This is a genomic window from Sphingopyxis sp. EU05-FHT14B03 (assembly GCF_058790875.1).
In genome coordinates this window covers 81,594-108,243 of the sequence record NZ_JBYTDC010000001.1, presented here as the reverse complement: position 1 = coordinate 108,243, position 26,650 = coordinate 81,594, and the positions used below count along the sequence as shown (strand labels likewise).

Here is a 26,650-nt window from a genome sequence, read left to right as displayed (position 1 = left end):
CGGCACAGGGAGGATTTTTGAGGACGGCGCCAAATCCTCCCTGTCGCGAAGCGAAAGGGAGCGGGCCTCGAGGCGGTAGAGGGGCCGGGTGCTTCGCTCAGCGAATCCGGATCCACTGATCCTCGATACCCACGCGGTTGTACTGGACGTTGGTCAGGTGGGTGCTCCGGACCTTGATCGCGCAGATCGCCGCGAATTCGGCGTCGACCGCGGGCTGGTCGAGCAGCGGCGCCTTGCTGCTGGCGAACAGCGCGTCGGTGCCGTTCATGACGATCGTCAGCGAGGCGAGATGGACCTCCAGCCCGGCCTTTTCGGCGCGGTCGATCAGGGCGGCGATCTCCTTTTCCGACGCGCCCGTCACGACGAAATGATAGGCGGCGGTGACACCTTGCGGACCGAAGTCGGCGACGACGGGCGCTTTGCGGCCGGGGCAGGCGTCCACAAATTTGAGCGGCCCGGGGCCGCGTTCGGGTTCCCACGGCTTGGCGCAACCGGTCAGGGCAAGGCCCGCTGCGATCAGGATGACGATGGTGCATTGGCGCATGGCAATTCTCCCCCGGAGAGCGGAAGATCGCATGGCGTGCTTTTCAATTGCTTAAGGCGCGGGTGCCCCTCCACCACCCTTCGGGCGGTCCCCCTCCCCATCGCTTCGCGACAGGGAGGATTGGCGTGCCCAAATCCTCCCTGGGCCGGAGGCATGGGGAGGGGGACCACGCAGTGGTGGAGGGGCAGCGACCTCTCGGGTTACGCGCCGTTGGCGGCCGACAAGATCGCCCTAACGCTCGCCGTCGCGACGTCGGTGTCGAGCCCGCAGCCGAACAGGCTGCGCCCGTCGGCGGTGCGGCATTCGACATAGGCCGCGGCCTGTACGCCGCTGCCCTGGCCGATCGCGTGTTCGCTGTAATCGACGATGTCCATGATCGGGCCGCCTGACTCAGCCAGCGCCGCGATGACGCTCGACATCAGGCCGTTGCCGCGGCCGCTGACGGTGCGGGGGGTGCCTTCGATCATCAGCTTGCCGGCGAAGATGCGGTCGGTTCCGGCATGGCTCTCGGACCAGTCGACGAGCTGGAAGCGCTTGTTTTCGACCTTGAGATAGGCGGTTTCGAAGGCGCCCCAGATGTCCTCGGCGCCGAGTTCGCGGCTCGTCTCGTCGGCGAGCGCCTGGACGATGTGGCTGAAACTTGCCTGCATCTTCTTGGGGAGCTTGAGACCCTTGTCCTGTTCGAGCACCCAGGCGACGCCGCCCTTGCCCGACTGGCTGTTGACGCGGATCACCGCTTCATAGCTGCGGCCCAAATCGGCGGGGTCGATGGGCAGATAGGGGACGTGCCAGCGTTCGTCATTCTGGCGTTCGCGCGCGGCGAAGCCCTTCTTGATCGCGTCCTGATGGCTGCCCGAAAAGGCGGTGTAGACGAGTTCGCCGCCATAGGGGTGGCGCGGGTGGACGGGGAGCTGGTTGCAATATTCGACCGTCGCGATGACCTCGTCGATGTTCGAGAAGTCGAGTTCGGGGTCGATGCCCTGCGTGTACATGTTGAGCGCGATGGTGACGAGGCACGAGTTGCCGGTGCGCTCGCCATTGCCGAACAGGCAGCCCTCGACGCGGTCGGCGCCCGCGAGCAGGCCGAGCTCGGCCGCCGCGACGCCGGTGCCGCGGTCGTTGTGGGTGTGCAGGCTGATCAGCGCGCGGTCGCGGTTCGGCAGGTTCTTGGCGAAATATTCGATCTGGTCGGCGTAGATATTGGGGGTCGCCGCCTCGACCGTCGCGGGCAGGTTGAGGATGATCGGGTTTTCGGCGGTCGGCTGGAGGATGTCCATCACCGCGGCGCAGCATTCGAGGCTGAAATCGAGCTCGGCGGTCGAGAAGGTCTCGGGGCTGTACTCGAAGCGCCAGTTGGTCTGCGGCAGGCGCGCGGCGTTGTCGCGCAGCTGCTTGGCGCCTTCGATCGCGATTTGTTTGATCTCGGGCATTTCCAAACCGAAGACGATCTGGCGCCAGGCGGGGCTGACCGCATTATAGACATGGACGATCGCGGTCTTGGCGCCGGCGAGGCTGTCGAAGCTGGTGCGGATGAGGTCGGCGCGGCTTTGCGTCAGCACCTGCGGGGTGACGTCGTCGGGGATGCGGCCACCCCGGACGAGGCCCGAGATGAAGTCGAACTCGGTGGCGCCGGCGCTGGGGAAGCCGACCTCGATTTCCTTGAGGCCGACGCGAACGAGCAGGTCGAAGAAACGCGCTTTCTTTTCGGCATCCATCGGGTCGATCAGCGCCTGATTGCCGTCGCGCATGTCGGTCGACAGCCAGATCGGCGCTTTGGTGGTGACGCGGCTGGGCCAGTCGCGGGTCGCCAGGGGAACCTGCGGGAAAGCGGTATATTTGACCGAAGGGTCGCGGAGCATGGTCATGGGTCTGGGTTCTTCTGCGAGAAGGGAGTTGGTGTCGAATTACCCTTGGGCGGTCGCGCGCCACCTTGGGCGCAGCGTCATCGTCACGCCCAAGGGCGTGTAAGTCGCAGAAGAAGGAGGGCGTTGCCGCGCATGGGCGACCCAATGATGCAAAATGTCGCGCTTGGCAAGGGGGAGGGGCGCAAAATGTCGCCGGACCGCGATACGGCGTTCGCGGTCCGGCGCAGGGGGGATGCGGCGGCGGCGGGCGTCAGGCGGCCTCGCTGTCGGCGTCATCCTCTTCCTCGAATTCGAAAATCTCGTCCTCGACCAGATTGTCGATGGCGTGGACGCGGACGCCGACGACCCAGTCGTCGAGCGGGCCTTCCCATGCGGCCTCGACCGGGGTCAGGGCGTCGGCGGATGCTTCCGCCGGACGGTCGCCGACGAGGTCGAAGTCCTGATAGCCGTCCTCGGGCGGGGTGATATAGACATGCGCGTCGAGCCGGACGGCGGTCCAGCCGGTCGTCGCGGCCAGACCCTCGGCCTCGACGGTGAGCAGCGGATTGTCCTCATCGCCTTCGATGAAGGCGTTCACTTCGACGATTTCGCGTACCAGTTCGCTCATCACATACGCTCCTTGCGCAATGGGCGGGGCGGGGATGGCCCCGCGTCCGGGCATAGCGGGCGCGTGTGACAGATTGGGGGGTGGAGCTAGCCCTTCACCCAGCCGACCGCGGGATCGTCGAAGTCGACGACGTCGCCGAGTTCCCAGACATTGGCATAGCCATAGCCGACGAGGTTGATGAAGGTCTGGATATTGAGCGCCAGCGGGCGCGCCTTGGTCGGCACCGGGGCGCGGTCGTTCGCGAAATTATTGTTGCAATAGATGAGGATGGGGCGGTCCGGATTGGCGCCGACGACCGCGGCGAGGCTGTCGGCGGTGAAATCGGTGAAGGGCAGGTTGACCGCGCCCGCGATATGGCCGCGCGCGAAGGCGTCTTTCGAGCGGGCGTCGAGGAGCAGGACCTCGGGCTTCGCGGCCTCGGCCTTGAACTGCGCGATGGGGAGCAGGCGTTCGGCGCGCTGCGGCCCGACTTCGGCGGTGAGCGCCTGGAAGCCGGGATAGTCGATCAGCGGATTGGTCTGCGCCAGCGCGGGCGTGGCGGCGAGAATGGCGGCGAGCAGCAGGGTTTTGCGCATGAGGATCCTCCCTTGGATGCGGGAAGCTTATGCGCGAGGGGCTGGATGGGCGATGAATGACGCGTCCCGGACCGCGGCGGCGCGGCCCGGGATCGTGTGTTTTCAGTCGGGGCGATCGCTCTCGAGTGCACGCAGAAGCCGCTGGACCAACGATTTCAGTTCCAATGCGCGGGGCGTCTTGCGGTAGCCGAGTTCGCCGAGCACGCTCAGCAACTCGGTACCCTCGCCCGCGCCAGATCGGACGGTTGCTTCCAATTGTTCGATGGTCAGATGGCCAAAAGGCCGTCCAACGCGTCCGCCGCTTCGTTGCACCTGTGCTCCGCTTACTGTTTCTCGAACGCCGCGTGGATTTCGAGGTCGACCGTATCGCTGACCGCGGGGATGCCGAAGGCGATGCCGAAGTCGCTGCGCTTGATCGTCGCCTCGGCATTGAAGCCGACGGTCGCCTTCTTGTTGTACGGGTTGGTGCCGGCGCCGTGGAAATCGACGTCGAGGGTCACGGGTTTGGTGACGCCGTTGAGGGTGAGGTTGCCGGTGACCTTGGCCTCGTCGCCGTCGTCGTCGAGGACGACGCGGGTCGAGACGAATTTGGCGTCGGCGGGGGCGGCGCCGAAGAAGTCGGGCTTGCCGCCGTCCTTGCCCGCGCGCAGCAGGTGGCCGGTGAGGCCGGCGCTGGCGGTGGTGACCTTGGCGACGGGGATCGTCACCTCGACCTTCGACGCCGTGGGATTGGCGGGATCGAGCACCAAAGTGCCGGTGACGTCGCCGAAGAGGCCCGAATATTTGCTGAAGCCGAAATGATCGACTTCCCACACGACCATCGTGTGGCCGGGGTCGGCGGCATAGGTGCCCGCGGTGACGCGCGCCTTGTCGGGCGCGCCCGGCGGGCCGCTCTGCTGCGCGATGACGGGAACCGCGATGATCGCGGCGATGGCGGCGAGGGGGAGGGCGTAACGCATGAGGAAGCTCCTGTGTGGGGAGGCTCAGGCTAGGCCAGCGGCAGGGGCGGCGTCAATCGGTGCGGCGGAAACGCAGCGTTTCCGGGGCAGGTCGAAGACGATGCCGATGCCATGCCGATGGCCAGGTTCGACAAATGCGCGTGGCTGGCAAGCTATTGAACAGAAAAGATATGAATTTTCAAAAAGAACAGATTGACGGGTGTCAAGACACCGGGGCAGCATAGCCGGTGCAGAACATTGTTTGATTCGTCCGGGAGCGAATTTGATGGGGGTCTATAAATATCGCAGTTTCGCTTTGGTTTTTGCTGCGCTGCCGCTTCTTTCCGTGTCGGCTTCGGCGACCGAGACGATCACCTACAGTTATGATGCTAAGAGTCGGTTTCGAAACTCTCGCTGATCGAGCCAACCTGCGGATCATGAGCGTGAATTACGGTGACAGAATTACGGTGAATTACGGGAATTACGGTGACAGGTGCAACAATCCCCGGAATTACGGTGACAGGTGCAACAATCCCCAATTGATCCATTGTGACGCCATCTGAGGGCGCATGGCATTGACGCCGGTGGGGCGTCGTCCGCATTATGCGGTCATGGCCCGGCTTCCTCGCTTCGTTCTTCCCGGCGTTCCGCATCATATCACGCAGCGCGGCAATCGGCGCGAGCGGACCTTCTTTGAAGATGGGGACTATCAACTTTATCTCGACCTGCTGTCGGATGCGTCGCGTCGGGCCAGCGTGGAGATATGGTCCTATTGCCTGATGCCCAACCATGTGCACATCGTTGCCGTGCCGTGCCGTCCGACGAGGATGGATTGCGCCGGACCTTTCGCCACGTCCACCGGCACTATACCGGCTTCATCAACGCCCGCATGCGCACCACGGGCCACCTCTGGCAGGGACGGTTCAGTTCGGTGGCGATGGATGAGGCGCATCTGGTAGCGGCATTGCGCTATATCGCACTCAACCCCGTTCGTGCCCGGCTCGTCAAGCGGGCGATCGACTGGAATTGGTCGAGCGTGCGGGCGCTCTGCAAAGGTGCCGACGATGGCGTGGTCACGGTCGCGCCGGCCTTGGAGCGCGTGGGCGATTTTGCGGCCTTTCTGGATGAAGCGTTTGACGAAGCCTTCAGTTATGCCGCGCTGCGCAAGGCGGAAAGCATCGGCCGGCCCGTCGGTTCTCTTGAATGGCTGGAGCATATGGAGGCCAGAACCGGCCTGACCCTCCGACCGCAAAAGCGGGGGCCGAAGCCGAAATCAATTCAGGGGTTATTGCACCTGTCACCGTAATCTCACCCTAATTTCGTGCAAGCGGGCGTAATGAATCAAGCGGCTGCGGCAGCTTATAATTTTGGTGCCGGAAGTTTTTCGGGGGATGTAAGCAAGATCGATGAGGGCACTACCGGCGGGGATTACGGTGCAAGCGTTGTCGGCATAATGTCATGTTTCATTTGAATGCCATATCCGACATGAGGAGGGCTTTAGTTCGCCTATCTGTTATACTTTCAGCGGGCCTCATTTGCTCTTGCGGCCAAGAGATAAATAATAGCGATGAATTGACGGTCAATGAAAGCATTGAAAATAAATATCATCTTCCAAAAATTGAAATAGAATTAAAAATTTCGGAATACTTATTAAATAAGTATAGAGGGCATGATTACAGAGATAGAATTAAATTTAGTTATAAGTACGTTGAAGATTTCAATATATTTGTAATATATTACATGAGTGAGGACATATGTGGATCGGGGGGGTGTAAATTATCTATAGTTTCTGAAAAAAATGGTGAATTAACAGAACTGGGTTTGATAAATAGAGTTGTTCTTCCCATTCGCATTCTGAAAGATAAAAGAAACGGTTATCCAGTTTTTTCTGTTGTTGCTAGGGAAAGGGCCGGGCTCACTGTAAGGGCGGTTGCTTTTGATCGAGTTTCGTTCCCTAGGTGGCCGGAAGATGGCGAATCTTGGGAGGTGAAAGGCGAGGATGGCGAATTATTGATCCACAATAACTCAAAGTTCGTTGTCGCGTCGGAGTCGCGGTGAGAGCGGAATTACGGTGACAGGTGCAACAACCCCAATTGATCCATTGTGACGCCATCTGAGGGCGCATGGCATTGACGCCGGTGGGGCGGCGTCCGCATTATGCGGTCATGGCCCGGCTTCCTCGCTTCGTTCTTCCCGGCGTTCCGCATCATGTGACGCAGCGCGGCAATCGGCGCGAGCGGACCTTCTTTGAAGATGGGGCTATGAACTTTATCTCGACCTGCTGTCGGATGCGTCGCGTCGGGCCAGCGTGGAGATATGGTCCTATTGCCTGATGCCCAACCATGTGCACATCGTCGCCGTGCCGTCCGACGAGGATGGATTGCGCCAGACTTTTCGCCACGTTCACCGGCACTATACGGGCTTCATCAACGCGTGGCCGCGCGCGACGGGGCATTCGGCTCGATCGGGCCGCGCGTCATCATCCGCTATGTGATCGGGGCGATCGGGGCTAATGTCCCGTCGTCATGACAAGCGGCAGGAAAACAGCATCCCGATGAGTCCGGCTCCGGACAGCGCCCTTGTCGCCGCGGGCCAGTGGGTGGCCGCGGTCGCGACCGGGCCCGTCGCCACCGGCGTCGCGACGATCGCGATCGCCGCGGTCGGCTTTGCGATGCTCGCGGGGCGGATCGATGTGCGGCGCGGGGCGGTGGTGGTGCTGGGCTGTTTCATCGTCTTTGGCGCGCCGACGATCGCGGGGGCGTTCATGCAATGGGCGGGGGCGGGGGGCGACTCCGGGGCGCAGTTCGCGGCGAGCGTGCCGCCCGCGGCACCGGTGCCCGCACCGCCGCCCTATCAGCCCAACGATCCTTATGCCGGCGCTTCGCTGATCCGCTAGGGCGTGGAGCGGCGCTCGGCGAACCACTGGCGCAGCATCGCGCTGGTGCAGCCGGTGAAGCCGTAGGTGCCGACCACCGAGCAGCTGTTCGGTCGGCTGAGGCGGGCGATGTCGTCGTAACCCTCGACCTTCGACGCCCAGCTGCCGCCGCCGACATTGTCCTCTTCGCGCAGTTCCTCGCGCAATTCCTTGGGCACGCGATAGCGGTCGGCCTCGGGCTCCTGCGCGCAGACGACGATCTCGTCGCCCTGGGCCTCGGGGCATTCGTCCTTGCCATAGGCGATGAGGAAGGAGAATTTTTCGGGCGGCTGCGACGACATGGCGAGGCTGTCGTCCTGCGCTTGCGCCTGCGCGGGTACGGCGAAGGCGAGCGTCATCGGCGCCAGCGCGGCGAGCAGCGGGAGCAGGAGGCGGGCAGGCGTGGTCATTCTGGCGTCATTCCCTCGAACCGTCCCCGTCCTGTGGCGACGATAGGCGGGCGAGATGAACCTAAGCCTAACCCGCGGGCAAGTCACGCCCGCGGGATCGGGGCGATAGCGGTTCGGTTCCGGCTGATGAAGGCGGCAGGCGTTGGCGCAAGGCCGCGGCCCCTCCACCACTCGCTTTGCGAGCGGTCCCCCTCCCCATGGCTTCGCCACAGGGAGGATCGTTTTACAAGGCGTCGAGCGAGGCGGCGATGCTGGTCCACACCTGCGCCAGGTCTTCGGGGGTGATGCAATAGGTGGGCATGACGTACAGCGTGTTGCCGAGCGGGCGGAGGAGGACGCCGCGGTCGCGGTAGAAGGCGATCAGGCGCGGGGCGAGGGCCGAGAGATAGCCGCCGTCGGGCTGGGCGATGTCGAAGGCGGCGATGGTGCCGAGGCGGCGGGGGTTTTCGACGCGCGGGTCGTGGCCGAGCATCGCGAGGTGCGCGGCCTGTGCGTCGGCGAGGGTGTCGATGCGCTGCTGCACCGGCTCGTCGCGCCAGATTTCGAGGTTGGCGTTGGCGGCGGCGCAGGCGATCGGGTTCGCGGTGTAGCTCGACGAATGATAGAAGGTCTTGGCGCGGTCGGTCGACCAGTGCGCCTCGAAAATCGGTTCGATGCAGAGGGTGACCGCGAGCGGCAGGCTCCCGCCGGTCAGCCCCTTCGACAGGCAGACGATGTCGGGGATGACGCCGGCCTGGTCGCAGGCGAAGCGGGTGCCGGTGCGGCCCCAGCCGGTCATCACCTCGTCGGCGATGAAGAGGATTTTGTGGCGGGCGCAGATGGCGCGCATCTCGGCGAGCACCCACGCGGGATAGATCAGCATGCCGCCGGCGCCGAGGATGAGCGGTTCGACGATGAAGGCGGCGGGCTTTTGGGCGCAGGCGGCTTCGAGCGCGTCGAGCGTGGCCTGTTCGCGGCCTTCGTGGGGGAAGGGGATGGTATCGACGTCGAAGAGAAGCGGCTGCCAGGCGCGGTTGTAGACGCCGCGCTCGCCGACCGACATCGTGCCGATCGTGTCGCCATGATAGCTGTGTTCGAGGACGAGGATGCGGCTGCGCGGCTCGCCGATGTTGTACCAGTAGCCGAGCGCCATCTTGAGCGCGACCTCGACGCTGGTCGAGCCCGAGTCCGAGAAGAAGACGCGGGTGAGCGGGGCGGGGGTGATGCGGATCAGTTCGGCCGCGAGCGTCTCGGCGGGTTCGTGGGTCCAGCCGGCGAAGATGAGCTGGTCGAGCCTTTCGGACTGGGCGCGGATCGCGGCCATGATGCGCGGGTGGGCGTGGCCGTGGGTGTTGACCCACCAGCTGGAGATGGCGTCGATCCAGTATCGGCCGTCGGCATCGTAGAGGCGCGCGCCTTCGCCGCGGGCGATCAGCGGGATCGGGTCGCCGAGGCCGTGCTGGGTGAAGGGGTGCCAGATGGGGGAAGGGGGGGTGGTCATTCGCGCGCCTTATACTAGTCCGCCATCCCGGCGAAGGCCGGGATCTCACCGGTGCGAAAGGATGCGAGGGCGGGATCCCGGCCTTCGCCGGGATGACGAGTATCTATTGAAAGTCCGCGAGATCGAAATTCGCGCTGAACGCCGCCGCCAGCTTTTGCGGCGTCAACGGATCGATGATCGGCAGACGGCCTAAGCGGCGCACGCCCGAAATCTGGGCGATGATCGCCTCGCTGTCTTCGACCGCGTCGCCGAGGAAGGCGAGGCCGTGGATCGGGACGCCGCGGGCGCGCAAGGCCTCGATCGTCAGCAGGCTGTGGTTGATCGTGCCGAGGCTGGTCCGCGCGCAGATAATCACCGGGATCCGCCAGCGCGCGAACATGTCGGCGTAGAGCAGGGTGCGGGTGAGCGGGACGAGGGCGCCGCCGGCGCCTTCGACGATCAGGTCGCCCTCGGGAGGCGTGAGCTGGTCGGGGTCGATGGTCACGCCGTCGATCGCGGCGGCGAGGTGCGGGGAGGCGGGGGTGACGAGGCGGTAGGCCTCGGGCACTACCGCGACGTTGGCGAGGCGGGCGACGACCTCGCTGTCGGTTTCGTCGTCGAGGCCAGCCTGTACCGGTTTCCAATAGGGGGCGCCGGTCGCCCCCGCGAGCGCGGCTGCAAAGACGGTCTTGCCGATGCCGGTGTCGGTGCCGGTGACGACGAAGCGCGGCATCAGGCGTCGGCCATCGCGGCGGCGAGGGTGTCGGTCATCCGGTCGATGTCGGCCTCGCCGACGTTGAGGGTGATCGCGATGCGCAGGCGGGCGGTGCCGTGCGGGACGGTGGGGGGGCGGATGCCGCGGACGTCGAAGCCGGCTTGCTGCAGCGCGCCGGCGATGCGCATCGTGCGCGCGTTGTCGCCGATGACGACCGGAATGATCTGGCTGCCGCTGGCGGGCAGGCCGAGCGCGGCGAGGCGGGTTTCGGCGTGGGCAACGAGGTCGTGGAGGCGCGCGGCGCGTTCGGGTTCGCCCGCGACGATTTCGAGCGCCTGGCGAACGAGCCATGCCATCAGCGGCGAAGGGGCGGTCGAGAAGATGAAGGGGCGGCCGCGGTTGACGATGAAATCGCGCACGATCGCGGGACCGCAGAGCAGGGCGCCTTCGCAACCGAGCGCCTTGCCGCAGGTGTGGAGGGTGATGAGATTGTCGCGCGGCGCCAGCGCGTGGGCGAGGCCGGCGCCGGCGGGGCCGTAGACGCCGGTGGCGTGCGCTTCGTCGACGATCAGCACCGCGTCATGGCGGTCGGCGACCGCGGCGAGGTCGGCCAGCGGGGCGCGGTCGCCGTCCATCGAATAGAGGCTTTCGACCGCGATCCACGGGGTACCGGTGCCGCCCTTGGCGCGCCAGCCGGTGATCGCGTCGTCGAAGCCCTGCGGGTCGTTGTGCGCGGCGGCGGCGCGGTCGGCGCGGCCGAGTTTCATGCCGTCGTGCGCGCTGGCGTGGATGAGCTCGTCGTGGACGATGAGGTCGCCGCGCTGCGGCAGCGTCGCGAAGAGCGCGGCGTTGGCGGCGAAGCCGGTGGGGAAGAAGAGCGCCGCCTGGCTGCCGTAGTGGCGCGCGGCGTGGGCCTCCAATGCTTCATGCTCTTCGTGGTTGCCGCGCAGCAGGCGCGAGCCGCCCGAGCCGGCGGGCAGACCGCGCTGGAGGCCCCGCGCGACGGCTTCGTTGAGGACGTAGGAGCCGGCGAGGGCGAGATAATCGTTCGAGGCGAAGTCGATGCCGGCGCGCGGCACGAGGGTGCGGCGGCGGTCGTCCGCCGCGAGTGCGGCGAGGTCGGCGTGGTGGGCGGCGAAGGGGGCGTTTGGCATCCTAATCCTCATTCGTCATTGCGAGCGAAGCGAAGCAATCCAGAGTCGCGTAATCCGCTCTGGATTGCTTCGCTTCGCTCGCAATGACGAAGTTTAGCGGCGCAAGGCCCGCCGCTCTTCGCCGGTCAGGCGGTGTGGCGTGGCGATCGGTTCGAGCGTCCGGGCGTCGAACAGTTCGCAGCGGCGGCGATCGCCCGAGAGCATGTCCTTGATCATCCGCGGGAAGAAGCGGCGCATCAGCCGGCCCATGCTCATCCTGGGCAGCGCGCTGGTGTCGCCGATGCCGTCGTGCGTGAAGAGGTGGCCGCGCGGCGGGCCGGCCAGCGTGTCGCGCGTCGCGGGGTCGCAGGCGGCGAGCTGGGTCGTGATGTAGGGGATTTTGCCGTTCGCATAGCTGTTGAACAAGGGCATGCCGCAGCAGGTCGCATACCAGCGCAGCGTCGGCTTGTCGGTCAGATGGACAGAGGCGAGCCGCTCGCGGCCGGTGTCGAGGCGCATTTTTGCGCAGCGCGACTGGTAGAGCGCGCTGCCGCCGTGCGCGTCGAGCACGCGGTTCGCGTGGCCGAGGTGGCGCGTCAGGTCCTGGCAGTCGGTGCAATGGCATATGACATGGTCGCCCTGGTCCGGACCGACGTTGAGGAGGGTGCCGGAAACGGTGCCGCATTGGCAGGCGAAGGCGAGGTCGGAGGACATGCCGCGGTCCTAGCTCTTTGCCTGCGAATGCGGAAGGCCGTGCGATCCTCCCTGTCGCGGAGCGATGGGGAGGTGGCAGCGCGGAGCGCTGACGGAGGGGCGATGACGCCGAGGTCGCTGGCCCCTCCACCATTCGCTTCGCGAACGGTCCCCCTCCCCATCGCTTCGCGACAGGGAGGATTTTCCGTCAGTTCTTCGACTTGTCGACGAGCTGGTTCTTGGCGATCCACGGCATCATCGCGCGCAGTTCGCCGCCAACCTGTTCGATCGGGTGCGCGGCGGCGGCCTTGCGGCTCGCCTTCAGCTCGGGCTGGCCGGCCTGGTTGTCGAGGACGAAATCCTTGACGAAGCGGCCCGACTGGATGTCCTGCAGCACGCGCTTCATTTCGGCCTTGGTCTCGGCGGTGATGATGCGCGGGCCGGTCTTGATGTCGCCATATTCGGCGGTGTTCGAGATCGAGTAGCGCATGTTCGCGATGCCGCCTTCATAGAGGAGGTCGACGATCAGCTTGGTTTCGTGGAGGCATTCGAAATAGGCCATTTCGGGGGCGTAGCCCGCCTCGACGAGCGTTTCGAAACCCGCCTGGATCAGATGGGTGATGCCGCCGCAGAGCACGGCCTGTTCGCCGAAGAGGTCGGTTTCGCACTCTTCCTTGAAGCTGGTTTCGATGATGCCGCTGCGACCGCCGCCGACCGCCGAGGCGTAGGAGAGGGCGAGCGCCTTGGCGAAGCCGTTGCCCGACGAACCCGCGCCCTGCGCTTCCTGTGCGACCGCGATCAGGCAGGGGACGCCGCCGCCCTTCTGATATTCGCTGCGCACGGTGTGGCCGGGGCCCTTGGGAGCGACCATGAAGACGTCGATGTCGGGGCGCGCTTCGATCAGGCCGAAGTGAATGTTGAGGCCGTGCGCGAAGGCGAGCGCGGCGCCGGGCTTCATGTTCGGGCCGATGTCGTCGGCGTAGATTTTCGCCTGATGCTCGTCAGGAGCGGCGATCATGATCACGTCCGCCCATTCGGCGGCTTCCTTGTTGGTCAGCACCTTGAAGCCCGCGGCTTCGGCCTTTTTGGCGGTCGCCGAACCGGGACGGAGCGCGATCGCGACCTCCTTGACGCCGCTGTCGCGCATGTTCTGCGCATGGGCGTGGCCCTGGCTGCCGTAGCCGACGACGGCGACCTTCTTGTTCTTGATCAGATCCTGGTCGGCGTCGCGATCGTAATAAACCTGCATTGGATAAGTCCCTTCATATATTCATCTATTCGTCATCCCCGCGAAAGCGGGGACCCAGAGCTTGCGTCGGCTGACCCCGCCCTGGGTTCCCGCTTTCGCGGGAATGACAATGGTTGGAATTATTCCTAAACCGCCTCCGCCCCGCGGGCGATGGCGACGACGCCGGTGCGGCCGACTTCGACCAGCCCGCATTCGCGCATCAGCGCGATGAAGCGGTCGACCTTGTCGCTGTTCCCGGTGATTTCGAAGATGAAGCTGGTCAGCGTCGTGTCGACGACCTTGGCGCGAAAAACGTCGGCGAGGCGCAGCGCCTCGATGCGTTTTTCGCCGGTGCCGGCGACCTTCACGAGCGCGATCTCGCGTTCGACATGCGCGCCCTGGTCGGCGAGGTCGACGACATTGTGGACGGGCACGAGGCGATCGAGCTGGGCGATGATCTGGTCGATCACCGCGGGCGGACCCGAGGTGACGATGGTGATCCGCGACAGCGCATGATCGGCGCTGATGTCGGCGACGGTCAGGCTTTCGATATTATAGCCGCGCGCCGAGAACAGCCCGGTGATCTTGGCGAGAATGCCCGCCTCGTTGTCGACGGTGACGGCGAGAACGTGACGCTCGCCCGCTTCGGTTTTGATTTTCATGTCGGTTCTTTCCCCCTCCCGCTTGCGGGAGGGGCTAGGGGAGGGCGTGTCTGAGGGATGGGGCTGGCCAACAGGCCCTCCCCCGACCCCTCCCGCAAGCGGGAGGGGAGAATATTGTCGCTCTGCTGCATCACACCAGCGCCTTGGCTTCGTCGTCCATCGTGCCGGTGACGTCGCTCGGCTGGAGGAGCATTTCGGTGTGGGCGGCGCCCGACGGGATCATCGGGAAGCAGTTGGCGAGCTTGGCGACGCGGCAGTCGACGATCACCGGTCCCGGGGTGTCGATCATCTTCGCGATGCCGTCCTCGAGGTCGCCGAGCGTGTCGATGCGCAGGCCCGTCCAGCCATAGGCTTCGGCGAGCTTCACGAAATCGGGCAGGCTGTCCGAATAGCTGTTCGAATAGCGGCTTTCATAGGTCAGTTCCTGCCACTGGCGGACCATGCCCATATATTCATTGTTGAGGATGAAGATTTTCACCGGCAGCCGGTACTGGCTGACCGTGCTCATTTCCTGGATGTTCATCTGGATGCTGGCTTCGCCCGCGACGCAGATGACGAGGCGGTTCGGGTGCGCGATCTGCGCGCCGACCGCGGCGGGAAAGCCATAGCCCATCGTGCCGAGCCCGCCGCTGGTGAGCCAGCGGTTGGGGGCCGAAAAGCCGAAATGTTGCGCCGCCCACATCTGGTGCTGGCCGACCTCGGTGGTGATGATCGGGTCGCGGCCGCGGGTCGCGTCGAACAGCGCGCGGACCGCGCGCTGCGGCATGATTTCGGCGGCGTCCTCTTTCTTTTCGGGGAAGTCGAGGCAGCGCGTCGCGCGCCAGCCGTCGATGCGACGCCACCATTCGCCGAGGTCGCGCGCCTTGTGGCCCGCCTCCTGCCAGCCGGCGATGATCGCGTCGAGCGCGCGGCCGGCGTCGCCGACGATCGCGAGGTCCACGGCGACGATCTTGTTGATCGAGCTGCGGTCGATGTCGATGTGGATCTTCTTGGCTTCGGGCGCGAAGGCGTCGAGGCGGCCGGTGACGCGGTCGTCGAAGCGCGCGCCGACCGCGATGATCAGGTCGGCGCGGTTCATCGCCATGTTCGATTCATAGGTGCCGTGCATGCCGAGCATGCCGAGCCATTTGGGATCGTCGCACGGGAAGGCGCCGAGGCCCATGAGGGTCGAGGTGACCGGCGCGCCGGTGAGCGACGCCAGCTGGCGCAGCGCCGCGCTGGCATCGGGGCCGGCGTTGATGACGCCGCCGCCGGTGTAGAAGATCGGGCGTTCTGCCGCGGCGATCAGCGCGACGGCTTCGGCGATGGCCGCGGCGTCGGGCTCGACCTGCGGGCGATAGCTTTTGTGCGCGATCTTTTCGGGGATGACATAATTGCCCGTCGCGACCTGCACATTCTTGGGGATGTCGATCACCACCGGGCCGGGGCGGCCGTGGGTCGCGATATGGAAAGCCTCGTGCAGGATCGGGCCGAGGCGTTCGGGGTCCATCACCAGATAATTATGCTTGGTGCAGTGGCGGGTGATGCCGACGGTGTCGCATTCCTGGAAGGCGTCGGTGCCGATCAGCGCGGTCGACACCTGGCCGGTGAGCACGATCATCGGGATCGAATCCATCAGCGCGTCGGTGATGCCGGTGACGGCGTTGGTCGCGCCGGGTCCCGAGGTGACGAGCACGACGCCGGGCTTGCCGGTCGAGCGCGCATAACCCTCCGCCGCATGGGTCGCCGCCTGTTCGTGGCGGACGAGGATGTGCTTGATCGTGGGGTGCTTGTAGAGCGCGTCATAGATGGGAAGGACCGCGCCGCCCGGATAGCCGAACACTGTATCGACCCCGAGGTCGACCAGCGCCTGAACCACCATGTCGGCACCACTCATTTCCGTCACGACTATACTCCTCGTTTCTCGATCGTTGCGCACAAAGGCGAGGCTTGTGCGCTGCAACAGGTCGGCGGGCAATAGGTGTATGATTCTATCCTGTCAACATCATATCACGTAATATTATTGCCATTTTGTTGATAGAATCCTTGTTTAATGATTCCGCATGGCGTGGCCAGTCGGCGGGTGGCTGGTGGCGGAACCACGTAAACTGGCGCTTGGCATATTGGCGGGTGGCGGCCTGGGCGAGGGTGAGGGCTTCGGCGCGGTCGATCGCGCCGCGCAGATATCGCGCGATCTGGGGCACGCCGATCGCGCGCATGACGGGGAGGTCGGGGTCGAGGCGGCGCGCCAGCAAAGCCTCGACCTCGGCCATCGCGCCGTCGTCGAACATCGCCTCGAGCCGCAGGTCGCAGCGCGCGCGCAGCCAGTCGCGCGGCGGCAGCAGGAGGAGGGGGGCGAGCGCGATGTCGCCCGCGATGCCGCCCTCCTGCGCCGCCTGCCAGTCGGCGAGGGTGCGGCCGGTCGAGCGGACGACCTCGAGCGCGCGGGCGACGCGGGTGCGATCGGCGGGATTGAGGCGCGCGGCGGCGGCGGGGTCGGCGGCGGCGAGCGCGGCGTGGGCGTCGGCGACGTCCATCGCGCGCACCGCGTCGCGCACCGTGGGGTCGATTTCGGGGACGGGAGCGATGCCGTAGAGCAGGCTGCGCAGATAAAGGCCGGTGCCGCCGACGAGGATGGGAACCATATCCGCGGCTTGGGCGTCCGAGATGGCCGCGCGCGCCTCGCCGGCCCAGCGTGCGGCGTTATGCGCCTCGGCGCCGTCGATATGGCCGAAGAGGCGGTGGGGAATCCCCGCCATCTCTTCGGTCGAGGGACGCGCCGAGAGGATGGCGAGGTCGGCATAGACCTGGCTGGCGTCGGCGTTGATCACGACGCCGTTGCCAAGCGCCTCGGCAAGGGCCACCGCCAAAGCGCTCTTGCCGCTGGCGGTCGGTCCGGCGATAAGCGCGATGGGCGGCCTCGCGGCCGAAGAGAGTGAAGGAGATGCCATGTTCGTAGCGACGCTGATAGCAGCCGGGAAGCTGACCGACGAGGTGGTTCGCGAAGGCATCGACCGGCTCGACGCGACGGGGCACGAGGTCGGCGCGCCGCATTGGCTCGACGTCGGCGACGCCGCCGATATCGTGTTCCAGGGCAGCCTGGTCAGCGCGCGCGCCGAATTGGCGAAGATGGACCATGGCGCGCTCGACGTCGTGGTGCAGCCGCTGGGCGACCGGACCAAGAAATTGATCGTCGCCGACATGGATTCGACGATGATCACCGTCGAATGCATCGACGAACTCGCCGATTATGCCGGGATCAAGGACCAGATCGCGGCGATCACGGCGCGCGCGATGCGCGGCGAACTCGATTTCCGCGCCGCGCTGTTCGAGCGCGTCGGGCTGCTCGGCGGCCTCGCCGAAGGCGTGCTCGCCGAATGCCGGATGGAGCGGGTGCGGCTGACCCGCGGCGCCCGGACGCTGATCCAGACGATGAAGGCGCATGGCGCCTATTCGGTGCTGGTGTCGGGGGGCTTCACCGCCTTCGCCGACCCGGTGGGCGAGGCGATCGGCTTCGACAAGGTGGTCGCCAACCATCTGGAGATTTCGGGCGGCAAATTGTCGGGGCGGGTGCTCGAACCGATTATCGACAGCGCCGCGAAGCTGGAAACACTGAAGGCCGAGGCCGCGAAGCACGGCCTGCCGCTCGCCGAGACGCTGGCGGTAGGCGACGGCGCCAACGACATCCCGATGATCACCGCGGCGGGACTGGGCGTGGGCTATTATCCGCACCCGTCGGCGGGCGCGGCGGCGGCGGCGGTGATCCGGCACCATGATCTGACGGCATTGCTGTGGGCGCAGGGTTATCCGCGGCGGCAGTGGGTGATGGGGTAGGGGCGATCGGCGACGGCCGCTCCCCACCCCCAAATCCGACATATGACGGCGGGTCCCGGATCAGGTCCGGGGTGACGGGGATGGGCAAGGGGGGTATCGTGCGGGTCGGAGGATCGCATGACCCAGCACCGCATCTATTCGATCAGCGTCGCGAGCGTGTACCCGCATTATATCGCCAAGGCGGAGAAGAAGGGGCGCACCAAGGCCGAGGTCGACGAGATTTTCCGCTGGTTGACCGGATATAGCCAGACGGCGCTCGAAGCCGAACTGGCGAAAGGCACGAATTTCGAGGATTTCTTCGATCGGACCCCGGCGTTGAACCCGTCGCGGTCGCTGATCACCGGGGTGGTTTGCGGGGTGCGGGTCGAGACTGTCGAGGAGCCGCTGATGCGCGAAATCCGCTATCTCGACAAGCTGATCGACGAGCTTGCCAAGGGCAAGGCGATGGCGAAGATCCTGCGGGGGTAGAAATTCCTCCCTGCGGCGAAGCCGTGGGGAGGGGGACCGCCGCGAAGCGGTGGTGGAGGGGCGCGGCCTTGCGCCAGCTTTTGACGGCGTCGGCCCCTCCGTCAGCGCTTCGCGCTGCCACCTCCCCATCGCTTCGCGACAGGGAGGATTGGTTTCGCCTATTTGCCGCGCATCACCACGCAGGGCTGGCTCGCCGATCCGACGGTCGCGCAGAATTTGTCGGCTTCGGCCTTGGTCGCGAAATTTCCGGCCTGGAGGCGGGTGAGCTTGCCGTTCTTGACGAGATAGGGCTGGCGGTCGGCGAGGCCGGGATATTTGCGTTCGAGCGCGGCCCACAGATTGCGGGCGTTGCCGTCCTGCGAAAAGGCGCCGAGCTGGGCGCGCCAATTGTCCGCGCCGGCGGCGTGAACCGCAGCAGCGGGCGGGGCGGGTTGCGGTTTGGGCGGGGCGGCCTTCACCGGAGTGGGCACGGGTTTCGGCGCCGCGCGTTTCGGCGGCGCGGCGGGGGGCAGGTCGCCGCTTTCGGGCGGCGCGGCGTAGCTGGTGCCGGGCGCCGCCTTCGCGTCGGTGGCGGCAGCGGCAGCTTCGGCGGCGGCGTTTGCCGCGGCGTTGGCGGCGGCCGACGGCGGCAGCTCGGCGGTCTTGATCGGTTGCGGCACCGCGGGACGCGGCTCGGGCGGCGGCGGCGCGGGCAGGTGGTCGGGCGCGCGGGGCGGCGGCGGACCCGGGTCGGCCTTGATCACCGGCGGCGGCGTGTAGCTGGTGCCGGGGACCGAAACGGGCAGGCTGGCGGTCTTGACCGGCGAGGCGGCGGGCCTGGGCGGCGGCGGCGCGGCGGCGTTGACCGCGGCGAGGCGTTCGCGCTGTTCGGCCTTTTCCATCTCGGGCAGCATCGCGAGCCCCGCCTGGCGCTGTTCGAGCGGGATCAGGCTGTCGAGCTGGGCGAGGCGCGCCGAGGCGATGCCGAGCCCGGCGTCGCTGGCGCGCTTGGTGAGCGCATAGGCGCGCGGCCAGTCCTGCGCGGCGAGGTCGCCGTTGAAGTGCGCGGTGCCGAGGACATATTGCGCGCGGGGCTCTCCGCGCGCCGCCGAGCGGACGATCATCGGCATCGCCTCTTCGCGGCGGTTGGCGGTGAAGAGCACGAGGCCGAGATTGTCCTCGGCCTGAAGATGCCCCTGTTTGGCGGCGCGGCGGTACCAGCTTTCGGCCTGCGCGAGGTCGGCGGGGACTCCGCGGCCGAGCTTGTACGCCTGGCCGAGATTGAATTGCGCATCGGGATCGCCAGCGAGCGCGAGCGGGCGCCAGATCGACACCGCCTGCTGGGCGTTGCCGGCCTCCCATTGATCGACGCCGTCCTTGACGCTGGGCGTCGCGGCGGCGGGCTTGCTCGCCGCGGGCGTCGCGGGCGCCGCGATGGCGGGTGCGGCGGACATCGCAACCGACAGCAACGGAAGCAAGGCGATGGTGCGGAATAGACGCATGACAATCTCCACTGACGTCAGCAGCCCGGACCCGGGCGGCGACAGTCCCCGGCCCGGCGCTAGGGGGTAATGGCTAACACCCCGTTAGCGACGCGTCGACCAGAGTGTTTCTGATCCGATACGGCACAGTTTTATCTTAAGTCGCTGTTTACCATGATGTCCAACGGACCGTTTACCGTCATTTTCACATCGTTAACCCAATCTTAGGCCCCCGCGTGGCATTCCACCGCCAATTCGTGGTCACATTAGGGGGACAGCTGTGCGCGTTTTGGCATTGGCTTCACAAAAGGGCGGGTCGGGTAAGACGACATTGTCGGGGCACCTTGCGGTGCAGGCCCAACTCGCCGGAGCAGGGCCCGTTGTCCTGATCGATATCGATCCGCAGGGTTCGCTCGCCGACTGGTGGAACGAGCGCGAAACCGACCTTCCGGCCTTTGCCCAGACCACGGTCGCACGGCTCGCCTCGGACCTCGAAATCCTGCGCCAGCAGGGCTTCAAGCTCGCGGTCATCGATACGCCGCCGGCGATCACCATGGCGATCCAGAGCGTCATCGGGGTTGCCGAGCTGATCGTCGTCCCGACACGCCCCAGCCCGCACGATTTGCGCGCCGTCGGCGCCACCGTCGACCTATGCGAACGCGCCGGCAAACCGCTGGTGTTCGTCGTCAACGGCGCGACGCCGAAAGCCAAGATCACCAGTGAGGCCGCGGTCGCGCTGTCGCAGCATGGCACCGTTGCCCCGATCACCTTGCACCACCGCACCGATTATGCCGCGTCGATGATCGACGGCCGCACGGTGATGGAGGTCGACCCCAACGGCCGCTCGGCCGACGAGATCCGCCAGCTCTGGTCCTATATGAACGACCGGCTGGAAAAGAATTTCCGCCGCACCGTGTTCAGCGGTGCGCCGATGCCGTCGCAAGGCGGCTATGGCGCCGTCCGTCCGATGGGCGGTGGTTTCGGCCGCCGCATCGCCGGTCAGTAAGGGGAGATGGAAGCCATGGGCGAACCCAAACCCCTCGCATCGCTGAACGCCGGCCTGCTCGCCCGCAAGGGCGCCGCGCGCCCCGCGATGCGCCGCCAGCCGCTCGGCAGCGGCCCGGTTCCGGTCAACACGGTCGGTTACGACGACCTGGGCTGGAACGACATGGGCTATGACGTCGACCCGGTACAGTCGAGCGAACCGACGCATATGGTCGACCTGAAGCCTTTGCTCAGCGGATCGGTGCCCGAACATAATCTGGAGGCCGAACATGCGGTCGAGGACAGCGCCGGCCACGAGGTCGTCGATTGGCTCGGCGAAAGCGAAGCCGCCGAGGAATTCGTCCCCGCGCCGTTGCCGGTCATTCCCGAAATCGTCCGCCAGCAGGAATCGCTGAGCGACCGCGTCGCCGCGGTAGCGCGCAAGGTCGAAGCGCGGCCCGCCGAGCCGAAGGCGCCGCGCGCGTCGCGCGCCCTGCGCGCCCGCGACAAGGCCGCGTTCACGCTGCGCCTCGACGCCGAACGCCATCTGCGGCTGCGGCTGGCGAGCGCGGTGACCAACCGCTCTTCGCAGGTGATCCTGACCGATCTGCTCGACGAATTTCTGTCAACGCTGCCCGAAATCGACGCGATGGCGAGCCGCCTGCCGGCCACGCGCCCGTCGCGCCGGACGATGCAGTCCTAAGTGAACAAGGGGGACCTGTCATGAACCGCAATATGCTGATGAAGCTTGCCGTGTCGGGCTTTGTGCTCGGCCTCACGACCACCGGCTGCAGCATGAACAAGATGGCGAATGCGCCGTCGAACGCACTCGGCAAACCCGAAACCGCAGTGAAGTCCGCCGACAAGGCGCGCGACGCGCTTACCGACGGCAAGGTCAGCAAGGCTGTCGCCTACGCCGAAGCCGCGGTCGCGGCGAGCCCGCGCGACGGCGCCTATCGCGCGCTGCTCGGCCAGGCTTACCTCAGCGACGGACGGTTCGCCTCGGCCTCCGCCGCGCTGACCGAAGCGATGGAATTGGGCACCACCGATGCCAATACGGTGATCGCGCTGACCCTCGCCAACCTCGCGCAGAACAAGACGAGCGAAGCGATGGCGCTGCTCAACGCGCATCGCGATATCTTGCCCGCACCCGACATGGGGCTGGCGCTGGCGCTCGCGGGCGACAGCGAGTCGGCGATCTATGTGCTGAGCGAAGCGGCCCGCGCCGAAGGCGCCACCGCGCGCACGCGCCAGAATCTCGCGCTCGCGCTCGCGCTGTCGGGCCGCTGGGCGCAGGCGCGCATCTTGGCGTCGCAGGACCTGTCGCTCGACAAGGTCGAGGGGCGGATGGCCGAATGGTCGAAGCTCGCCAATGACAACAACAGTGCGTTGCGCGTCGCGAGCCTGATCGGCGTGACCGCGCAGGCCGATGGCGGGATGCCGGTGCGCCTCGCGCTCAGCAATTTCACCGGCACGCAGATGGCCGCCGCCGACGCGCCGATGGTGCTGGCGAGCGCCGATCCGGCGCCGGTCGACAGCTTCGCGCCGCCGCCGCCGGCGGTCGAAGCCGCCGCGATCCGTACTGTCGAACTGCCGATGCCGCAGCGCGATGCCAATGGCGTCGTGCCGGTCACCGAACTGCCGGTGCCCGCCGCCGCCCCCGTGATCATGGCCAACGCCGCGCCCTATCGCGCCGCGCCGCGCGTCGCGGGCGAAGCCGCCGCCGCGCGTCCGTTCCACGAAGAAGCGCGCGCGCTGGCGACCAAATTCCTGCCGCAGCTGGCCTTCGACGCCAAAAAGCCCGCGGGCTGGGCGGTGCAGCTGGGCGCCTATGACAGCTTGGGCATCGCCAAGGAAAAATGGGGTTCGCTGAAGTCGCGCAACGCGATGCTGGCGAATTTCCCGGCGTCGAGCCACGCCGCGACCGTGAAGGGCCGCACCTTCTATCGTCTGACCGTCAACGGCATCAAGACGCGCGCCGACGCCGACAGGCTGTGCGGCCAGTTGCGCGCGGACGGCCAGAAATGTTTCATCCGCCAGATGGGCGGCAGCGAGAGCATCCAGTGGGCCGCGCGCGGCACCCCGGTGCGGCTGGCGTCGCGCTGATATAGCGCTTTCCGGTTTTGGGAGAGACGAGGGGGCGTGGCCGCGAGGCTGCGCCCCTTTTGCTTTTGATCATCCTCCCTGTGGCGAAGCCATGGGGAGGTGGCAGCGCGAAGCGCTGACGGAGGGGCCGACGCCGTCAGGCGTCGTGCAAGGTTTCGGCCCCTCCACCACCGCTTCGCGGCGGTCCCCCTCCCCATCGCTACGCGACAGGGAGGATTTGGATTACCCGTCCTTCGCCGCCGGCAGCCGCGCGAGGGTGGCGACGAGCTGGGCCTGGCTGGTCGCGCCGGTCTTGCGGAACACGCCTTTGAGCAGGAAGCGCGCGGCGTTGACGCTGATCGCGCGCCGCGCGGCATAGTCCTGCACCGACTGGCCGGCAACGAGCGCGACCGCGAGGCGCGCTTCGGACGGGGTGAGGCCGAACCATTGCGCGACGCGGTCGACCTCGACCACCGGGGTCTCGCCGGGCGCGCTGCCCAACGTGACGATCAGCGACGCGCCGAGCACGACGCCGCCGATCTGCGGCGCCGATTGCCGGGTGATGCGCGCGACGAGCACGGGGCATTCGCGGTCGTCCTTGCCGAGCGCCTGAAAGGCGAGCCCGGCCGGATTGGGGCTGCGCAAGAGGTCGTGCAGCCGTTTCTGGCTGGCGGGATGGGCGAAGGCGAAGCGGTCGCCCGCGATGTGGATGAAGCCCGCCTTTTCATATTGCCCGGCGCGGCTATTGGCGGCGAGGATGTTGAGCTGGTCGTCGAGGCTGAAGATCGCGAAGGGCGCGGCGTCGGCGGCCGCGCGTGCGGCGCCGGCGGCGAGTTCGAGCGTGGCGAGGCGGTCGCTGATCCGCATCGCGCGCTGGATGTGCGGCGCGAGCGTGCGCAGACCGCGCTTCAGCCGGTCGACATCGCGGTCGCCGGGGCCGGGGAGCAATAGCCCCAGACGCTCGCCGCCCCGACGGTCGAGCAGCACCGCGATCAGGCGGTCGATCCCCCAGGGGGCCAGGAAATTGCGCGAAAATTCGGTCTCGGCAAACTCTTCGCGGGTCATGATGTCGTTGCTGTCGATGACGCTGCCATTGCCGTAGCGCATCATCTTGTGCGACCATTCATGGCGCCCGGCATAGACCGCGGCATAGATTTCCTGCACCCCGGCGGCGAGCCCGGTCGCCGCGACGAAACGGGCGCCGGGCGGATTGCTGCTTTCCCACAGGATGAAGGCGGCGTCCCAGCTCAGCGGGCAGAGCGCGTTGCTGATGTTGGCGAGGGTTTCGTTCCAGCGTTCGGGGTGCAGCACCGAATCGTAAATCTCGCCGATCAGCCCGTTGAGGACCTCCCATTCGGCCGACGCATTATGGCCGGACGGCGCAATCTGGACCTGATCGTTCGGCATCGGCTTCCCCAAAAGACGACAGCGGTGGGCGGGACGGTCGGATGGGGAAGAATGTCCCCATTTATCAGCGGATAATCATATCCTGCAAAAAAGTTTCGATCCTACCCATATGGGTAGCGCGAGCGGGGGTCAAATGGGTCATTCCATGGGGGCGACCCAAGCACAGGATGGCCGGAAACGGCCATCCTGTTTTTCTTGAAGCCCGTCGGTTTCCCGGCGGGCTTCTTTTTGTGGGTGAGCGGGCCGCGCATTTCAGCGCGCGCACCCCGGTCCCGTTCGCATCGAGCGAAGTCGAGATGCCCCTAGGCCTTGCGCTGCCCCGATGGGTGTCTCGACTTCGCTCGACACGAGCGGAAAGAGGGCGCTTCCTATCGTCAGTGCGTCAGCGAATTCTTTGGCCACCCTTCCAGAGTGCGGTCGCGCGGCCCTGGACCGGCATGCCGTCGAAGGGGGTGTTGCCGGCCCATGCCGCCATCTTTTTCGCATCGACCTGCCAGGGCGTGTCGGCGTCGATGAGGATGAGGTCGGCCTCCTTGCCCGTCGCGAGTTTTCCGGCTTCGACGCCGAGCAGGCCGGCGGGGGTGGCCGCGAGCAGTTCGAACAGGCGGCCGGGCGTGACATGACCGTCGCGGACGAGATTCAGGCCGAGCGCGAGCAGCGTTTCGGCGCCGGCCATGCCGGGCAAAGCTTCGGCGAAGGGGAGGCGCTTGTCCTCGGGGCCGCGCGGGTCGTGGCCCGAGGCGAGGACGTCGATCGTGCCGTCGGCGATCGCGGCGAGGCACGCGTGGCGATCATCCTCCGACCGGAGCGGCGGCGAGAGGCGCGCGAAGGTGCGGAAATCGCCGATCGCGGTGTCGGACAGCAGCAGGTGCGCCGGGGTGATGCCGCAGAGGACGGGCAGGCCCTTCGCCTTGGCGGCGCGGATCAGGTCGAGCCCGCGCGCGGTGGTGACCTGGCGGAAATGGACGGGGGCGCCGGTTTCCTCGACGAGCGCGAGGTCGCGGGCGATCGCGATCGCCTCGGCGATGGCGGGGGCGGAGGCGAGGCCGAGGCGGGTCGCCATCTCGCCATCGGTCGCGACGGCGCCGGCGGTGAGGCCCTCGTCCTCGGCGTGGATGATCGTGACGAGACCGAGCGCGGCGGCATAGCTCAGCACGCGGCGCATGACGCCGCTGTCGGCGATGCGGGCGCGGCCGGTGGCGATGGCGCGCGCGCCGGCCTGTTTCATCAGTCCGATTTCGGCGAGTTCCCGGCCTTCGAGGCCCTTGGTCGCGGCGGCGATCGGATGGACCCACAGGTCGGGCTTGCCGCCCTTGGCGGCGCGCTCGACAAGGCCGGCACCGTCGAGCGGGCCGCTGTCGGGCATCAGCGCGGCGCGGGTGATGCCGCCGAAATGGAAGGCGGGCTTGTCGGTCGCGAAGACGCCGAGGTCGATGATCCCGGGGGCGAGCCACTGGCCCCTGGCATCGACGGTTTCGGTGCCATCGGGAAGCTCGGTCGGGTCGATCGCGGCGATGCGGCCACCCGCCGCGAGCAGGCTGCCCGGGCGCGGCGTGTCGCCGTCGACCAGCAGCGCGTTGACGATGTGAAGCGGGGTCACGCCCATCCTGCTACTCCCCGCTTGCGGCGCGTGAGGATGTCGAGGCACGCCATGCGCACCGCGACCCCCATTTCGACCTGTTCGGTGATCGTCGAGCGGACGGGATCGTCGGCGACGCTGCTGTCGATCTCGACCCCGCGGTTCATCGGGCCGGGGTGCATGACGATCGCATCGGGTTTGGCTTTTTCGAGGCGTTTGGGGGTGAGGCCGTAGAGCGCGTGATATTCGCGTGGCGACGGCAAATAGGCGCCGTCCATGCGCTCGTTCTGGAGGCGGAGCATCATCACGACGTCGGCGTCCCTTATGCCTTCGTCCATGTCGGTGAAGCTGGTCACATGCATGCGCTCGATCGCGGGCGGGGTCAGCGTCGGCGGCGCGACGATGCGCACCTCGTTGCCGAGCAGGGTGAGCGCGAGGATGTTCGAGCGCGCGACGCGGCTGTGCAGCACGTCGCCGCAGATCGCGATCGTCAGCCCCTCGACCTTGCCCTTGCGGCGGCGGATGGTGAGCGCGTCGAGCAAAGCCTGGGTCGGATGCTCGTGGCGGCCGTCACCGGCGTTGAGGACGGGGCAGTCGACCTTGTCGGCGATGAGTTGGACCGCGCCCGATGACGCATGACGGATCACCATCGCGTCGGCGCGCATCGCGTTCAGCGTCATCGCGGTGTCGATCAGCGTCTCGCCCTTTTTCACACTCGACTGCGCGGCGTGCATGTTGACGACGTCGGCGCCGAGGCGTTTGCCGGCGATTTCGAACGACAGCAGGGTGCGCGTGGAGTTCTCGAAAAAGGCGTTGATAATCGTGAGGCCCGCGAGCCGGTCGTCGTGCTTCGCGGCGCCGCTGCGATTGAGTTCGACCCATTGCTCGGCGGCGTCGAGGACATAGCTGATCTCCCACGGGGTCAGCTGCGCGATGCCGATCAGGTGGCGATGGCGAAAGGCATCGCCGCCGGGCGGATAGTCGCTGGCGGGTCGGGTGGTGGAGGTTGTCATTAAAGCCGAGCGTCTACGCAGGAGTTGCGAGAATCGCAAGTCGTGATCCTCCCTGTGGCGAAGCCATGGGGAGGTGGCAGCGCGAAGCGCTGACGGAG

28 protein-coding genes are annotated in these 26,650 nt (G+C 66.7%); 9 read left to right on the top strand and 19 right to left on the bottom strand.

Annotated features, from left to right (window positions below):
• Positions 1–97: 97 nt before the first annotated feature.
• The 6 genes from AC3WS4_RS00560 to AC3WS4_RS00535 form a co-directional block, all read right to left on the bottom strand.
• Positions 98–544: a hypothetical protein gene (locus tag AC3WS4_RS00560; RefSeq protein WP_056349771.1), complete on the bottom strand. Its 447-nt coding sequence runs from the start codon at positions 542–544 to the stop codon at positions 98–100.
• Positions 545–744: 200 nt separating this feature from the next.
• Positions 745–2,409, bottom strand: a complete 1,665-nt coding sequence (gene leuA, locus AC3WS4_RS00555; protein WP_492740272.1) for a 2-isopropylmalate synthase — start codon at positions 2,407–2,409, stop codon at positions 745–747.
• A 250-nt stretch (positions 2,410–2,659) separates the two neighbouring features.
• Positions 2,660–3,016 carry a hypothetical protein gene (locus AC3WS4_RS00550; protein ID WP_492740273.1) on the bottom strand — a complete coding sequence of 119 codons (357 nt, stop codon included), beginning with the start codon at positions 3,014–3,016 and terminating at the stop codon, positions 2,660–2,662.
• 86 nt (positions 3,017–3,102) lie between these two features.
• Entirely contained in the window at positions 3,103–3,591 is a 489-nt protein-coding gene (locus AC3WS4_RS00545; protein ID WP_492740274.1) for a rhodanese-like domain-containing protein, read from the bottom strand.
• A gap of 102 nt (positions 3,592–3,693) precedes the next feature.
• Positions 3,694–3,846 (bottom strand): hypothetical protein, encoded by a 153-nt coding sequence (locus AC3WS4_RS00540; RefSeq protein ID WP_492742567.1) that lies wholly within the window; start codon positions 3,844–3,846, stop codon positions 3,694–3,696.
• 68 nt (positions 3,847–3,914) lie between these two features.
• Positions 3,915–4,550 carry a YceI family protein gene (locus tag AC3WS4_RS00535; protein WP_492740275.1) on the bottom strand — a complete coding sequence of 212 codons (636 nt, stop codon included), beginning with the start codon at positions 4,548–4,550 and terminating at the stop codon, positions 3,915–3,917.
• Between the two features lie 790 nt (positions 4,551–5,340).
• Between AC3WS4_RS00535 and AC3WS4_RS00530 the strand changes: the two genes are divergently transcribed.
• The 4 genes from AC3WS4_RS00530 to AC3WS4_RS00515 all read left to right on the top strand — a co-directional run bounded on the left by AC3WS4_RS00530 (position 5,341) and on the right by AC3WS4_RS00515 (position 7,425).
• Entirely contained in the window at positions 5,341–5,835 is a 495-nt protein-coding gene (locus AC3WS4_RS00530; RefSeq protein ID WP_492742565.1) for a transposase, read from the top strand.
• A 266-nt stretch (positions 5,836–6,101) separates the two neighbouring features.
• The gene (locus AC3WS4_RS00525; protein WP_492742563.1) at positions 6,102–6,587 is read left to right on the top strand and encodes a hypothetical protein; all 486 of its coding nucleotides are present in this window, start codon (positions 6,102–6,104) and stop codon (positions 6,585–6,587) included.
• Positions 6,588–6,837: 250 nt separating this feature from the next.
• Positions 6,838–7,023 carry a transposase gene (locus tag AC3WS4_RS00520; RefSeq protein WP_492742561.1) on the top strand — a complete coding sequence of 62 codons (186 nt, stop codon included), beginning with the start codon at positions 6,838–6,840 and terminating at the stop codon, positions 7,021–7,023.
• Between the two features lie 18 nt (positions 7,024–7,041).
• On the top strand, positions 7,042–7,425 hold the full coding sequence (locus AC3WS4_RS00515) for a TrbC/VirB2 family protein (RefSeq protein WP_492740278.1): 384 nt from the start codon (positions 7,042–7,044) through the stop codon (positions 7,423–7,425).
• Here the strand turns inward: AC3WS4_RS00515 and AC3WS4_RS00510 are convergent.
• From AC3WS4_RS00510 to miaA, 9 genes are all read right to left on the bottom strand, one after another.
• Positions 7,422–7,853: a hypothetical protein gene (locus AC3WS4_RS00510; RefSeq protein WP_492740279.1), complete on the bottom strand. Its 432-nt coding sequence runs from the start codon at positions 7,851–7,853 to the stop codon at positions 7,422–7,424. The two genes, AC3WS4_RS00515 and AC3WS4_RS00510, sit on opposite strands and share 4 nt — an antisense overlap.
• A 223-nt stretch (positions 7,854–8,076) precedes the next feature.
• Positions 8,077–9,333 carry an adenosylmethionine--8-amino-7-oxononanoate transaminase gene (locus AC3WS4_RS00505; RefSeq protein WP_492740280.1) on the bottom strand — a complete coding sequence of 419 codons (1,257 nt, stop codon included), beginning with the start codon at positions 9,331–9,333 and terminating at the stop codon, positions 8,077–8,079.
• A gap of 103 nt (positions 9,334–9,436) precedes the next feature.
• On the bottom strand, positions 9,437–10,045 hold the full coding sequence (gene bioD, locus AC3WS4_RS00500) for a dethiobiotin synthase (RefSeq protein WP_492740281.1): 609 nt from the start codon (positions 10,043–10,045) through the stop codon (positions 9,437–9,439).
• The gene (locus AC3WS4_RS00495) at positions 10,045–11,181 is read right to left on the bottom strand and encodes an 8-amino-7-oxononanoate synthase (RefSeq protein WP_492740282.1); all 1,137 of its coding nucleotides are present in this window, start codon (positions 11,179–11,181) and stop codon (positions 10,045–10,047) included. The genes bioD and AC3WS4_RS00495 overlap by 1 nt, the downstream gene beginning before the upstream one ends.
• A gap of 93 nt (positions 11,182–11,274) precedes the next feature.
• On the bottom strand, positions 11,275–11,874 hold the full coding sequence (locus tag AC3WS4_RS00490; RefSeq protein ID WP_492740284.1) for a DUF6151 family protein: 600 nt from the start codon (positions 11,872–11,874) through the stop codon (positions 11,275–11,277).
• 187 nt (positions 11,875–12,061) lie between these two features.
• A complete protein-coding gene (gene ilvC / locus AC3WS4_RS00485; protein WP_056349800.1) occupies positions 12,062–13,102 on the bottom strand; it encodes a ketol-acid reductoisomerase in 1,041 nt (346 codons plus the stop codon).
• Between the two features lie 125 nt (positions 13,103–13,227).
• Positions 13,228–13,743, bottom strand: a complete 516-nt coding sequence (gene ilvN / locus AC3WS4_RS00480) for an acetolactate synthase small subunit (RefSeq protein ID WP_056349802.1) — start codon at positions 13,741–13,743, stop codon at positions 13,228–13,230.
• Positions 13,744–13,873: 130 nt separating this feature from the next.
• Positions 13,874–15,628: an acetolactate synthase 3 large subunit gene (locus AC3WS4_RS00475; RefSeq protein WP_492740285.1), complete on the bottom strand. Its 1,755-nt coding sequence runs from the start codon at positions 15,626–15,628 to the stop codon at positions 13,874–13,876.
• Between the two features lie 85 nt (positions 15,629–15,713).
• Positions 15,714–16,673, bottom strand: a complete 960-nt coding sequence (miaA, locus tag AC3WS4_RS00470) for a tRNA (adenosine(37)-N6)-dimethylallyltransferase MiaA (RefSeq protein WP_492740286.1) — start codon at positions 16,671–16,673, stop codon at positions 15,714–15,716.
• Between miaA and serB the strand changes: the two genes are divergently transcribed.
• Both serB and AC3WS4_RS00460 read left to right on the top strand, forming a co-directional pair.
• Positions 16,672–17,556 (top strand): phosphoserine phosphatase SerB, encoded by an 885-nt coding sequence (serB, locus tag AC3WS4_RS00465; protein ID WP_492740287.1) that lies wholly within the window; start codon positions 16,672–16,674, stop codon positions 17,554–17,556. The two genes, miaA and serB, sit on opposite strands and share 2 nt — an antisense overlap.
• 117 nt (positions 17,557–17,673) lie before the next feature.
• A complete protein-coding gene (locus tag AC3WS4_RS00460; protein WP_492740288.1) occupies positions 17,674–18,024 on the top strand; it encodes a DUF2200 domain-containing protein in 351 nt (116 codons plus the stop codon).
• 158 nt (positions 18,025–18,182) lie between these two features.
• On the opposite strand, the gene AC3WS4_RS00455 is transcribed toward AC3WS4_RS00460, so the two are convergent.
• Positions 18,183–19,505 (bottom strand): SPOR domain-containing protein, encoded by a 1,323-nt coding sequence (locus AC3WS4_RS00455; protein WP_492740289.1) that lies wholly within the window; start codon positions 19,503–19,505, stop codon positions 18,183–18,185.
• Positions 19,506–19,764: 259 nt separating this feature from the next.
• Here AC3WS4_RS00455 and AC3WS4_RS00450 point away from each other — a divergent pair, with 259 nt between their 5' ends.
• The 3 genes from AC3WS4_RS00450 to AC3WS4_RS00440 are packed head-to-tail and all read left to right on the top strand — an operon-like array spanning position 19,765 to position 22,574.
• Entirely contained in the window at positions 19,765–20,490 is a 726-nt protein-coding gene (locus AC3WS4_RS00450) for an AAA family ATPase (protein WP_056349814.1), read from the top strand.
• Between the two features lie 15 nt (positions 20,491–20,505).
• The gene (locus AC3WS4_RS00445) at positions 20,506–21,171 is read left to right on the top strand and encodes a hypothetical protein (RefSeq protein WP_187140438.1); all 666 of its coding nucleotides are present in this window, start codon (positions 20,506–20,508) and stop codon (positions 21,169–21,171) included.
• Between the two features lie 20 nt (positions 21,172–21,191).
• Positions 21,192–22,574, top strand: a complete 1,383-nt coding sequence (locus tag AC3WS4_RS00440) for an SPOR domain-containing protein (RefSeq protein ID WP_492740290.1) — start codon at positions 21,192–21,194, stop codon at positions 22,572–22,574.
• A gap of 222 nt (positions 22,575–22,796) precedes the next feature.
• Here AC3WS4_RS00440 and AC3WS4_RS00435 read toward each other — a convergent pair whose 3' ends face one another.
• The 3 genes from AC3WS4_RS00435 to AC3WS4_RS00425 form a co-directional block, all read right to left on the bottom strand.
• Positions 22,797–23,960, bottom strand: a complete 1,164-nt coding sequence (locus AC3WS4_RS00435) for a helix-turn-helix transcriptional regulator (RefSeq protein WP_187140440.1) — start codon at positions 23,958–23,960, stop codon at positions 22,797–22,799.
• A gap of 382 nt (positions 23,961–24,342) precedes the next feature.
• Complete coding sequence (locus tag AC3WS4_RS00430; RefSeq protein WP_492740292.1) at positions 24,343–25,560, bottom strand: dihydroorotase; 1,218 nt, start codon at positions 25,558–25,560, stop codon at positions 24,343–24,345.
• Positions 25,557–26,552 carry an aspartate carbamoyltransferase catalytic subunit gene (locus tag AC3WS4_RS00425; protein WP_492740293.1) on the bottom strand — a complete coding sequence of 332 codons (996 nt, stop codon included), beginning with the start codon at positions 26,550–26,552 and terminating at the stop codon, positions 25,557–25,559. Before AC3WS4_RS00425 ends, AC3WS4_RS00430 begins: the two co-directional genes overlap by 4 nt.
• Positions 26,553–26,650: the final 98 nt, after the last annotated feature.